We start from the raw sequence: 12752 nt of genomic DNA on the forward strand, positions 1-12752 counted from the left end.
TTTATTAATGGTTAGAATTCAAAATAAGATTATTAGGTTATGTTCAATTTTTATGCTGATAGCAATCCTTCTTGTAACAAATAGTAGTTCCGTATCTGCCAAAAGTTATTCTGTGAAAAAAATTAAATGGTCTAATGTAAAGACAAAGAGAACTATGTACAAGGGAACCTCAAAATATTTTAAGGTGAAAATTACGCCATCAAAGGCAAAAAAGAAAAAACTCCAATGGTATTCCAGTAATAAGAAAATTGTCAGAGTGAATTCAAAAGGTTTGGTCAAGGCTGTTGGAAATGGAACTGCTTATGTGACAGCCAGAGTTAAGACACAAAAGTCAAAAAGAGTAAGATGTAAGATTACGGTTAAGACTAAAAAAGTATCTAGCGTAAAATTTAGTTCTTCTCAAAAATGTCTTGAGGTTGGACAGACGTATACGAGGAAACCGAGTGTTTCACCATCTTATGCATATAACAGAAGTGTTACATACAAATCATCTAATAAGAAAATTGCATCTGTATCAAGTACAGGAAAAGTAACTGCCAGAGGAATAGGATACGCTACAATTACAGCGACCGCCAAAGACGGTTCTAAGAAAAAGGGCAGTTACAAAGTCAGAGTAATTGGGAAGATAAAAAGTGACAGCACTCGATTTATTGCACATAGAGGACTAAGTGCCCAAGCTCCAGAAAATACAAGGCTGGCATTTGAACTGGCAGCAAAGGAAGGATATTGGGGTATGGAAACGGATGTTCGCATGACAAAAGATAATAGGTTTATTTTGCTTCATGACACTACATTGAAAAAAATGTGTGGAAAAGATAAAAGACCGGAAGATATGACCTATGATGAAGTAAGAGCATTGAAAATAACTGGTGGAAATAATATATCGAAATATAAAAACAACAAAGATGCAACTCAAATTGCAGATATTGAAGATTATCTAAAAATATGTATAAAATATGATAAAGTTCCACTGATTGAATTGAAGGTAGAGCAAAAAAACGGTGAAAAGCTTAATATGAAAGATGAGGATATGAAGAGGTTATATGAGGAGGTAAAACGTATCATGGGTAATAAACCTTATACATTTACTTCCTTTAATCTAGAGACAGTCATTGGTATGCGCCACTTGAAAAAGAAAGATAATGATGCCGATAATGTGAGTCTTCGTCATATAGTGAATTCGCCTGATATGGAAAATCTATCATATTATAGAAGACGTGGTATTCAGCTAGATTGTAATTATAAAAATGTAACTCTTAATACGCTTAGCGATTTTCACAGTGCTGGACTGACAATATGCGCATGGGTGATAGATGACAAAGAAACTGCATGGAATTATATTCAGAGAGACGCAGATTACATTACTACAAATACAAAATTGTGGTAAGTTATATCAGATAATAAAGAGCTGTCGCAATTTTGATATGCGTACAGCTCTTTTAAGGACTAGGGCTGCAAGTTTTGAGGAGAGACAATGAAAAAAATAAATAATATAATAACATATATGTTTTTTTTGATTATAGTATCTGTATATTTTCTGCATTATACTGTGATTTCTAGAATGCTACAATGGGATTTAAGACTTAATATAGTTTCTTTTATTGGATATCTGCTTTTGATTCCATTTATATGGGGATTAATTCATTCTGAGAAAAATGAATTGATTCATTTACTTAAAAAAAATTGGATTCTCATTTTATATTTTATTATTCGTATTGCTAGTTTTTATTTGGGAAAAATTACGGTTAATGTAAGTACAAATAAAACCATTTTACTCGAATTTTTGTATTTGGTTGTAATTGGACATTTTTGTTTGAAAAATATAACAAATATTACTTTTTTATTTAGATTTTATATAATACTTAATTTGTTGTTAAATTTAGGAACAGTTTTTGTGTATATAGGTATACCATCTGGGTATTTTTCAAAAATCCCATTCTTTATTCAGTGGGTATCTACAGTCGGAAATTATGGTACTTATCCGTTTTCAGCATTGTATGTAAATCCGAATATAGCAGGAGTTGCAACAGGGATTGCAATTATATTGGCATGTGCAGTGTCTAAAAAGAGGAATATTCTATTTTGGATATATTTTATTTTTTCTCTGTGGTTTGTTCATTTTCAACAATGTAGAAGTGCGCAAGTAGCATTATTAGCTTGTGGTATTGGTTATTTAATTGTTCGGTTTACTAATATGGATGGGAAGCAGTTTGCTTTTTTCGTATTAATGGCCAGCATCGTTTCTACTTTAGGAATAGGAAGCTTTGCTATAAAAAATAGCAGTAGAAAGAAACCATTAGAAGATATGACTAAAAAAGAACAAATGATAAACAATTATAGTACTGGAAGATATCTTATATGGAAGTATGATGTGAATGTAGCCAAAAAAAACTTATTGTGGGGTTCTGGAAGTTTAGAAAATAGCAAAAATGAAAGAAAAGAGATTATAAATAAGGAATATCCAAATCCACAATTAGGGATGATAAGATTTAAAAAATATTCTACATTTGATTTTCATAATGGATATTTTGGAACTTTATTTGTAGTGGGTATCCCATGTTTTATTTTATTTATCATGATCCTGTTTTTAAAAATTAAACGTCTTTCTAATGATAAATGGGCTTTGGGCGCTTGCTTCTTTTTAGTGGTTAATTTATTTGAGTGTCAATTTTTAATTGCATCACCTAATTATCCTGTGACGGCAATAATGCTGATGCTGATATTAAATCCAAAGATTAAGAAGGAAGAAGGAATAGAGAGAAAGATTTAAAAGGCAAAGTACAAAACAAAAATTCATAGATTGTTTTGATATAACCCTATTTTTCACCTCAGTAAAATGACTGGTTTTGGCTTTTGCCTTAAATGGATGTAGAAGACTGTTTTAATATTCTGAAAGATTAGAAATGTAACTAGTAAAATTTGACGATAAAATATGCTGAAAATTAAAAATATGTTGTAGGGGAGAATGCTGCATGTTACAAAAGAACTGTTTATATACCAGAAATCCTTATTTTGATAATTTGAAATTTGGTTTAATATTACTGGTTGTGATAGGACACATGTCAGATTTATTAAAAGATTCTTCATTTATAATGAGTGTAATCCGCTCAGGAATTTACTTTTTTCATATGCCTCTCTTTGTGTTCGTGTCGGGTTATTTTTCTTATCATGAAAAATTTAGCATAAAAAAGAATTTTCTAAAAGTAATTAATTTATTTGGATGGTATATTCTTTTTAAATTTGGATTGTTTTTTGAACATTACTTTTTGCTTGGTGAAAGTAGTTCGAGACTTTCGTTATTTTTAGATGGAGGGGTACCTTGGTATCTAATAGCTCTTATTATTTGGCAATTGTTGATACCATATATTCTACTTTTGGAAAGAAAAAAGGTACAGATAGTGTTGATTCTTATCGGATTGGCAGCAGGGTGTGTACAGAGTATCGGGGATTATATGGCCTTGTCAAGAATCTTTGTTTTTGGTATCTTTTTTTATGGAGGTATGTACTTTAAGCAAGCGAAGACCCCATTTTTTATAACAATAAGTAAAAAGTATAGGGTACTTGCAGGAATTTTATTGTTAATATCCTTCTTTCTTACATATATTTGTCACAATTATATAGTGAAATTAACGATATTTTCAACAGGAAGATATTCCTATCATATATGTAATGTCAATAATCTGCAAGGAATTGTACTCAGGGGATTTTTTTTGCTTTTGGCAGTGTGGTTTGGAGTTTTGTTTATGTGTATCATATCTCCAAATGAGCACATATATACAAAATGGGGAAAAAATACTTTGCAAGTTTATATATTACATACATTTATATATGTATATTTTTTAAATCATAAACAATTTGTCTATGATATAGCAAATGCATTACAGGGAAAAATAATTTTAATTATTTTATCAGTTGTTGTTACAATATTTTTGTCTGGAGAATGGATTAGTCAGTGGTTTAAAAAGATTTCGTTTATTTTTCTGAGAATAGGTAAAACATTATTATACGATTTAGAGGTGGAGGAAAAGCATGATTAACGATATAAAAATATCAATTGTAATGCCAATATATAATTCACAATTATTTTTAGAAGATTCATTACAGTCTATACAAAATCAAACTTTCGATGACTATGAAGTCTTGATGGTTAATGACGGCTCAACAGATGCTTCTTTAGAGATAATGAAAAAGTATTCTAGGGCAGATTCAAGATTCATTTCTTATTCTAAAAAAAATGAGGGCGTTTCTAAGGCAAGGAATTATGCATTGGATAAGGCTCAAGGGGAATACATTGCATTTTTGGATAGTGATGATTTGATGCCTAAAAAGTCACTGGAAGTCATGTACAGGATTGCAAAAGAACAGAAGGCACAGATTGTTGTAGGAAAGATGCAGGAATTCAGCCTTGCTAAAAAAAGAATATATAAGCATACAGATCTTTTGTCCAAAAAGAAGATTGTAAGCAAGTATGATGAAGATTTGATATGGTCAATGATGCTTGGAAACAAATTATTTTTGAGAGAGTTAATTGAGGAAAATAAAGTTAGGTTTGAGAAAGTTAAATATTCTGAAGATGCTATCTTTACAATGAAGTGTGTTTATCATAGCAATCGAATAGCAGGATGTCCAGAAATAACAAACAAATATAGGAAGAGATTTTTCTGGGAAGGTCAGTCTGTTACACAAATGGTTAACCGGGAATTATTTAACGACTTCATCTATGCATATGAGAATGTTATTGAAATGGCAAAAAAATCAATAGAAAAAGATTGGGGAGATATTGTCAACAAGGAATCAAGGGAAGGGCTCCAATTAAGATACACAGAACTTAGCTATATTTCAGCTTTATATGAAAAACTTGTGAAAAGTATACTAGATCAATTCTATCGTCAGATATGGAAAGAGAATGATAACGTAACTGACGAAATTTTAGAAAAAGTAAAGCAATATAGAAATTATATTATTCCTCAACGGTGGGAGGAATTGAAAAAAGAGAATCCGGAACTGAGGATTAACAAAACTGTTCTTTCAACGAAGGACCTGATAAAGAAACCTTTAATCTCGATTGTTATTACAGATAATGTAAAAGAAGATGAACTAAAGTTAGTTGTTGATTCTATTTATAATCAGTTTTTTCCAGCTTTTGAAGTTTTGGTTCAGAAAAATAGGTATGATTCATTACAAGAATTCTATAAAAGTAAACTAAATTTAAAGTCTTTAAATACAAAAAGTGCAGTAGAAACCAAAAACCAGGCTTTGAAAGTGGCAAAAGGAATGGCAGTCTTGTTTATCGACCAATTAAGTTTGTTCGGTAACAAAAGTCTGATACGAATGTATAAGGAACTAAGTGGGCATAAAATCGATATGTCTGTTATGAAAATGAAGCAGCTAGCCAATGGGAATATCCAGAATATTAATGTACAGGAAGTTGTGAATGTCTTGTGCTACAGGCAGGTAGCAAAGGCTAAGACAAGTTATAATCATCTGGATAATGTTCTTTCAAATAAACTTATACGGTTAAGTGCTTTAAAAAATAGGAATTTTGTATTTACAGACCAGCCATGGAAAGACACCAGGCACCTTTATCGTAATTTCCGTTTTAAGAAGCTGATTGACCACCCAATTATTACGAATTTAAGTGACAAGGATTTCTTAAGACATATCTTTATCCTGGCTCCTATTCGTTATACTTATCAGTACAAATACAGAACTGAATTTAAAAGAACGAAGCTTTATCAACGAAGACACAAAGAAGAATTGCTTAAAAAAAAGCAGATTAGAAAAAGTAAATTTTTCAGTTTGTTAAAAGCGGTGCTTCCAACATTTAGAAGAGTATTTTTCTTCAGCATACGTAATGACGGAGCTCTTTTAGAAAATAGTGAGACTGTTTATCGGGCTTTACCTGACGTTAAGAGAGTCATCTTTGCAAGTCGTCTTCCACACACCAAAAAAGAGAAATTAGGAATTTACTGGAACATGCTTACGAGTAAGGTCATAGTAACAGATGATTACTGTAAATATTTAAGAGAAGTAAAACTTCGCCCAAAGCAGAAAGTCGTACAAATTTGGCACGCATGCGGCGCTTTCAAAAAATTTAGTTTAGATTATCCGGCCAGCGACCGGCGGACGGAAAAATTTACTCACTCACAGTATTCTTCTGTTATTGTCAGCTCAGAGGACACAAGAAAATATTACGCCGGTGCTTTTGGAATTAGTATGGAGAAAGTAAAAGCTTTGGGGGTTCCAAGGACGGATATTTTATTAGACAAAAGGAAACAGCAGGAAGACAGAGACAATTTCTTTAACAAATATCCTGAGTTTAAGGGAAAAAGGATCATAATCTTTTGTCCTACATTCAGAGAGAAAAAGAATAAGCAAATTAAGTATGATACAAGAATTAACTGGAAGGATTTAAATGATTCTTTACATGATGATGAGGTGTTATTGATAAAAAAACATCCCATTATGAAGTATGATTTGCTCGGAGGCAAAAAATATTCTAAAATAAAGAATGTAAATGACATATCGACGTACACATTAATGAATGTGTCAGAGCTGATGATCACAGATTATTCCTCCGTCATATTTGAGTATTCTTTATATAATAAACCAGTAATCTTTTATTGCCCGGATTATGATGACTATGAAAGAGATTTTTATATCAGATTTCCAGAAGATTTATATGGAGAATTTATCACAGATCCGAATGAACTTCCTCATAGTATTCATCAATCTCTTTCTAAGAAAGAGATTCCGGGAATTGAGAAGTTTCGGAAAAAAACAATGGGAAACTGTGATGGGTTTGCTACTGAACGAGTTGCGGAATTAATAAAATCATATTTAAATTAGCACGAGAAGAGGTTGAAGTTGGATAGTTATAAATTAACAATAATGGAACTTAATATACAAAATGATGGGTTGAAAATTCAGGTTGAGATTGAAGGGGAGTATTCGCCTATTGTTCGAGAACCCAAAATAGCAGTTTTCTTTGATAATGGGAAGGAAATACGCCGAATTCCAATGAGAATTTTATCCTATTATCCAAAAAAGGATTTAAAAACTTTTGTATTATTTGCAGAACATAACTATGATTTGAATTATATTTACTATGGGGAAGAAGAAATAAAAAGTTTCTCTGTATATTTAGAGTTTATCTATGGAGATGAAAGAATTAAAAATATTCCTTTTGAATTGGAAGATGGAATGAGGATAACTGGAGATGATAAATACAAAGCCGTACTATCAAAAAATAAACGAGAAATACAAATTACAAACAGCCAATTTGCGCCTACTAAGATTCTCAATGAGATAATGGAATTTGTCACGAGCTGTGTACGAGGTATTTGGGATTTTATTTTGATGATTGTAACAGTCTTGCTCACACCCGTGTTCTTTGCTGAGGCAGTTCTAGAACAGTTTCAATGTGCTGCATCGGCGCCTAAGAATAAAGTGAATCGAGGAAAACGATTTTTTAATCATATCCGATGGAGATATGGTAATTTTTCTCGTATGGAGTTTGGTGTCAAAAGAGCTAAGCTGAATCTATTTAAATTCTATTATAAAGCTATGTGTCTAAGAAGAATAAAGAAAAACCGTATTTTGTTTCTGTCAAACCGAAGGGATGAATTGTCAGGAAATTTGGGATATGTATATGAGGTTCTAAGACAAAGACAAGGTTTAGATTTTGTATATCTATTAGATTCTTCTGTTGAAGGAAAAGAAATGAAACTTTCCACATCATTTAAGCTGGCTGAATATTTGGCAACATCTAGGATTATTTTAGTCGATGATTTCTATTTTATGCTTTACAAAATACCTAAGAGAAAAGGGACCTCAATTTTTCAATTGTGGCACGCTTGCGGTGCATTTAAGACATTTGGGTTTAGCAGAGCCAATTTTATAAAAAGCAAGAAAAAGCAGAGGGAAAAAAGTCATAGAAACTATGATTATACTATTGTCAGCTCTCAGGAGATTGCTGATTTCTATGCAGAAGGATTTGGACTATCTATTGAAAAGGCAAAGGCTACTGGAATTCCACGAACGGATATATTCTTTGACGTAGAATATAAGAAGAGAATGCAGGAAGAATTTTATAAACACTATCCTAAGCTGAAAGAAAAGAAAATTCTTATGTTTGCACCTACTTTCAGAGGACAGGGAAAAGTCAGCGGATATTATCCGGTCTTCCGTTTTGATTTGAAAAAGGTGTATGAAGCGTTAAATGGAGAATATGCAATCATCATCAAACATCATCCATTTGTTCAAGACCGGAATGAAATTCCAGAGGAGTATAAAGAGTATATTATCGATCTGTCTGAGGAGGCAGAAATTAATGACCTGCTGTTTGTTACTGATTTATTGGTAACAGATTACTCCTCTGTTATATTTGAGGCGGCATTATTAGATATACCGATGCTTTTTTATGCTTTTGATCTACATCAATATATTTCTACCAGAGGTTTTTACTATGAGTATGAATTGTTTGTTCCAGGAAAAATTGTAGACAGTGAGAAAGCGATGCTCACTGCAATGGAAGAAAAGGACTTTGAGGAAGAGAAGATTCAAAATTTTAAGACTAGATTCTTTGACGATCTGGATGGAAAATCATCTGAGAGAGTAGCTGAGTTGATCTTAGATACTATGAATGGATAACGATTTAGGGCCAATACTTTATGTATGGAGTATGGCTCTATTTTGCAATAGAAAAATGACAACAATAGAGGGAGAAAATGAAACAGATTTTAACAAGAGCAGGAATGGCTCCATATGAAAACTTTGATGCAGCACAAGTGATTTTAGACAATGCAATAGGAGATAATACAGGAAATCTAATCTATCTAAATGGTTTTTATCGGGCATTGACCACAGATCATCAGGAATTAATTCCAAATCGCTACAGACTTAGAAAAAGTGTTCATGCTGATTTTATCAACGAAACCTATGATGCTTATGTTATGCCGTTTGCAGATGCTTTTCGATTAGATATGGTCGATACTCTTAAAGATTTAACACATCTTATCCGTAAGCTTAGAATACCTGTAGTCATTGTTGGAGTCGGATTGAGGGCACCTATGGATGCTGATATAACAAGAGAATTTCCGTTTGATGAAGAGGTAAAGGAATTTGTTAAAGCAGTTCTTGACCATTCTGCCAAGATTGGTATACGGGGAGAAGTTACCGCAGCATATCTAAAAAAGCTTGGGTTTAGAGAAGAAATAGACTTTACAGTTATAGGGTGCCCTTCCATGTATACCAATGGGGCGGATCTGACAGTCAGACAGCCGAGATTGTCAACAGATTCAAGGATTTCGATCAACGCTTCTGTTGTAGCACCAAACAATGTCAATCAGTTTTTGCGTAATGTGATGAGGCAAATACCGGACTATTATTTTTTGCCTCAAAGGCTTCAAGAATTGAAAATGACTTTTGCAGGAGAGCCTTACATCCATAAGCAGAAACATGCAAAGGATTATCCAGATAGTATGTTGGATGAAGTCTATAGGGAAAACAGAGTGAGGTGTTTTTTAAATGCGAAAACTTGGTTTGATTTTCTTGAAAAAGTAGACTTAAGTATTGGCGGCAGGCTCCATGGTAATATTGCGTCAATTGTTGCAGGGACCCCGGCTTTGCTGATTCCTCATGACTCCAGAATGAAAGAATTAACTGAGTTTCATCACCTGCCTCATATCCACGCAAAAGATCTAAGACCAGGGCAGGATGTTTTTGAATTAATAGAGAAGATTGATTTTAAGTCCGTATTAAAAGATCATGACAAGAACTTTCACGCATATTTAAAGTTTCTCGAGGAAAATGGTATTGAACATATTTTTAAAAATGGGCAGAATCCAAAAGAAGCACCTTTGGATAAAAGGATAAACAATGTAAAACTACCCCCACCAGTTGACACATTAAATGGGCACAGCTATGAAGACAATATTCACAGGGTAGACAAGTATTATCGAGAAAGAGAAATAAGAGAAAAGCAATTAAGAGTGGATTTTCGGGATTTAAAAAGGGAATGTAATCGAGAAAAAAAGGAATCTCAGTACAGAAAAGAACTTCTGGAAAGTAAACCCGTAAAATATGCGGTCAGTTTGAGAAAATTGTTGAAAAGGTAGGAATCATCAAGAGTAGTTGAATTAAATGCAGATTTACGGTAGAATAGATTAGATAGAATTTCAATTATAAAATGTGAGGTGTATTATGGTATTCGGAGTCATATTAGCAGGTGGAATCGGCAGCAGGATGGGAAATGTTGAAAAGCCCAAACAATATTTAAATCTTGGAGGAAAACCGGTTATTATTCATACGGTGGAAAAGTTTTTTGTAAATAAGAATTTTGATGAAGTGATCATTTTATGTCCTCCATCATGGATAGGGCATACAAAGAATTTAGTAAAAAAATATTTGAATAATGATAAGAAAATTATAGTTATTGAGGGTGGAGAGACAAGAAATGAAACAATCATGGCTTCAGTAACCTATATTGAAAAAAAATATGGTGTCACTGATGACACGATCATAGTGACGCATGACGCAGTGAGACCTTTTGTTACACATAGAATACTGGAAGAAAATATACAGGCAGCACGGGAATATGGAGCATGTGATACAGTTGTTTCAGCAGCGGATACAATTGTACAAAGAACTGAAGAAGGCCATATGATTGCTGATATTCCGGATAGAAGAAGAATGTGCCAGGGACAGACACCTCAGTCATTTCAGGCAGCAAAGATCAGAAAATTATATAATTCCTTATCGGAAGAAGAGAGACAAACTCTTCCTGATGCATGTAGGATATGTGTATTAAAGGGAGAACCAGTATATCTTGTGGAAGGTGAGGTATTTAATACAAAAATAACTTATCCTTTTGATTTACAGGTGATGGAGACAATGATTAAAGGAGATCTCTAATATGCTAAATACGGTTTATCGTTTGACGGCACCCCGTCATTTTGAAGTAGAGTTTAATGAAATCGATTTATTTGGGGAACAGGTAGTTGTGAGACCTACCCATTTATCTATATGTAATGCGGACCAAAGATATTATCAAGGGAAAAGAGCACCCGAAGTTTTAGCTAAAAAATTACCGATGGCATTAATTCATGAGGGGATCGGAGAGGTGGTCTATGACCCGAAAGGCGAGTTTCAGCCTGGAGATGCAGTGGTTATGGTACCGAATACCCCAACGGAAAGTGATGATATTGTATCTGAAAATTATTTACGCAGCAGCAAATTCAGAGGCAGCGGCTTTGATGGATTCATGCAGGATAATGTCGCTCTTGATAGAGACCGCATTGTACGGCTGCCAGAAAATATAGATAAAACAGTTGCAGCGTTTACTGAGATTATTTCTGTTAGTGTACATGCATTGAGCAGATTTGATTCTATTGCTCATCAAAGGCGTGAAAGTGTTGGTATTTGGGGAGATGGAAATCTAGGATTCATTACAGCATTATTATTTAAGGCGATGTTCCCTGATACAAAACTATATGTTTTTGGTGTAAATCAGGACAAATTAGATGACTTTTCATTCGTTGACGAGACCTATCTTGTTCGGGAAATCCCAGATGATCTGTCCATTGATCATGCTATTGAATGTGTAGGAGGGGACGGCTCTCAGAAGGCGATTCAACAGATTATAGATTTTATAAATCCAGAAGGCACTATTTCTATTTTAGGGGTATCAGAGTATCCGATACCGGTGGAGACTCGAATGATACTGGAAAAAGGTCTGCGTATGTTTGGCAGCAGCCGAAGTGGCAGAAAAGATTTTGTTAAGACAGTTGAACTTTTCGAAAAGAATCCTGAAATTGTGGATTATCTCAGCAATATTGTCGGAGCTGTCGTTGAAGTAAATACGATCAAAGATATGACAAAGGCATTTGAATTAGATATCCAGAAAGCTTTTGGAAAGACTATTATGGTATGGAAAAAATGATTTGGGTCAGGGAGAAAAGAAAGTGAAGACATATATTGAGAATTTTAAGAAATATAGATTTCTTTTAGTGGAGCTTGTAAAAAAAGGTATAAAATTAAAATATAGGCGTTCGTATTTAGGGATTCTTTGGACACTTCTTGAGCCGCTTCTTACAATGATTGTGCTGACAATCGTTTTCGGTTCAATGTTTGGAAATCCAGATCCAACCTTCCCTGTATATATCCTGACGGGACGACTGTTGTATACTTTCTTTTCTTCTGCGACGAGCGGGGCAATGAAGTCGATACGTAACAATGCAGGAATGATTAAAAAGGTTTATGTACCAAAATATATATACCCTTTGTCCAGTGTACTTTTTAATTATATTATTTTTCTGCTGTCTTTGATTGTTCTTGTGGCAGTTGCTGTTGTTCTTAAGGTATATCCAACAATATATCTTGTGCAGGCTGTTGTACCTCTGGTTTTGATTTTGGTAACTGCATTCGGGGTGGGTATGATTTTATCTACTATGGCAGTGTTTTTTAGGGATTTAGAATACTTATGGTCTGTTGCATTAATGTTAATTATGTATGCGTCAGCAATTTTTTATCCTGCAGAGAAATTATTAAATAAACCAGGAATATATCAATTTGTACTGAAATGTAATCCTCTATACTTATTAATTCATAATTTCCGTCAAGCTGTCTATGGTCGCCCAATGAATACGCACTTCCTCCTTGCATCGACTGTGTTTGCTGTTTTTTCTGTAATCATAGGTCTTTATTTCTTCTACAAGAAGCAGGATGAATTTATTTTACACATTTAGGAGGAT

Annotated in this window: 9 protein-coding genes; all 9 read left to right on the forward strand. The window is 33.5% G+C overall.

The features are described 5' to 3' along the window. Positions 1-7: 7 nt before the first annotated feature. The 9 genes from QGT46_RS04650 to QGT46_RS04690 all read left to right on the forward strand — a co-directional run bounded on the left by QGT46_RS04650 (position 8) and on the right by QGT46_RS04690 (position 12746). Positions 8-1387 (forward strand): glycerophosphodiester phosphodiesterase family protein, encoded by a 1380-nt coding sequence (locus QGT46_RS04650; RefSeq protein WP_148458619.1) that lies wholly within the window; start codon positions 8-10, stop codon positions 1385-1387. 87 nt (positions 1388-1474) lie between these two features. Next, positions 1475-2770, forward strand: coding sequence for an O-antigen ligase family protein (locus QGT46_RS04655; RefSeq protein ID WP_148458618.1), 1296 nt, complete (start codon positions 1475-1477; stop codon positions 2768-2770). Positions 2771-2972: 202 nt separating this feature from the next. After that, positions 2973-4037 (forward strand): acyltransferase family protein, encoded by a 1065-nt coding sequence (locus QGT46_RS04660; protein ID WP_148458617.1) that lies wholly within the window; start codon positions 2973-2975, stop codon positions 4035-4037. Beyond that, complete coding sequence (locus QGT46_RS04665) at positions 4030-6849, forward strand: bifunctional glycosyltransferase/CDP-glycerol:glycerophosphate glycerophosphotransferase (RefSeq protein ID WP_148458616.1); 2820 nt, start codon at positions 4030-4032, stop codon at positions 6847-6849. Before QGT46_RS04660 ends, QGT46_RS04665 begins: the two co-directional genes overlap by 8 nt. Positions 6850-6867: 18 nt before the next feature. Beyond that, positions 6868-8652, forward strand: coding sequence for a CDP-glycerol glycerophosphotransferase family protein (locus QGT46_RS04670; RefSeq protein WP_148458615.1), 1785 nt, complete (start codon positions 6868-6870; stop codon positions 8650-8652). A 77-nt stretch (positions 8653-8729) separates the two neighbouring features. Then, positions 8730-10118, forward strand: coding sequence for a polysaccharide pyruvyl transferase family protein (locus QGT46_RS04675; protein WP_024726596.1), 1389 nt, complete (start codon positions 8730-8732; stop codon positions 10116-10118). Positions 10119-10203: 85 nt separating this feature from the next. Further along, positions 10204-10914, forward strand: coding sequence for a 2-C-methyl-D-erythritol 4-phosphate cytidylyltransferase (locus QGT46_RS04680; RefSeq protein ID WP_024726597.1), 711 nt, complete (start codon positions 10204-10206; stop codon positions 10912-10914). 1 nt (position 10915) lies between these two features. Then, positions 10916-11941, forward strand: coding sequence for a ribitol-5-phosphate dehydrogenase (locus QGT46_RS04685; RefSeq protein WP_024726598.1), 1026 nt, complete (start codon positions 10916-10918; stop codon positions 11939-11941). 22 nt (positions 11942-11963) lie between these two features. Continuing rightward, a complete protein-coding gene (locus QGT46_RS04690; RefSeq protein WP_024726599.1) occupies positions 11964-12746 on the forward strand; it encodes an ABC transporter permease in 783 nt (260 codons plus the stop codon). Positions 12747-12752 lie beyond the last annotated feature (6 nt).

The organism is Anaerostipes faecis, assembly GCF_910574135.1.
Classification (GTDB): domain Bacteria; phylum Bacillota; class Clostridia; order Lachnospirales; family Lachnospiraceae; genus Anaerostipes; species Anaerostipes hominis.

Bases quoted from the DNA above. Each gene is read 5' to 3' on its own strand.
- QGT46_RS04650 (WP_148458619.1), top strand. From the start codon at position 8: ATGGTTAGAATTCAAAATAAGATTATTAGGTTATGTTCAATTTTTATG.
- QGT46_RS04655 (WP_148458618.1), top strand. From the start codon at position 1,475: ATGAAAAAAATAAATAATATAATAACATATATGTTTTTTTTGATTATA.
- QGT46_RS04660 (WP_148458617.1), top strand. From the start codon at position 2,973: ATGTTACAAAAGAACTGTTTATATACCAGAAATCCTTATTTTGATAAT.
- QGT46_RS04665 (WP_148458616.1), top strand. From the start codon at position 4,030: ATGATTAACGATATAAAAATATCAATTGTAATGCCAATATATAATTCA.
- QGT46_RS04675 (WP_024726596.1), top strand. From the start codon at position 8,730: ATGAAACAGATTTTAACAAGAGCAGGAATGGCTCCATATGAAAACTTT.
- QGT46_RS04680 (WP_024726597.1), top strand. From the start codon at position 10,204: ATGGTATTCGGAGTCATATTAGCAGGTGGAATCGGCAGCAGGATGGGA.
- QGT46_RS04685 (WP_024726598.1), top strand. From the start codon at position 10,916: ATGCTAAATACGGTTTATCGTTTGACGGCACCCCGTCATTTTGAAGTA.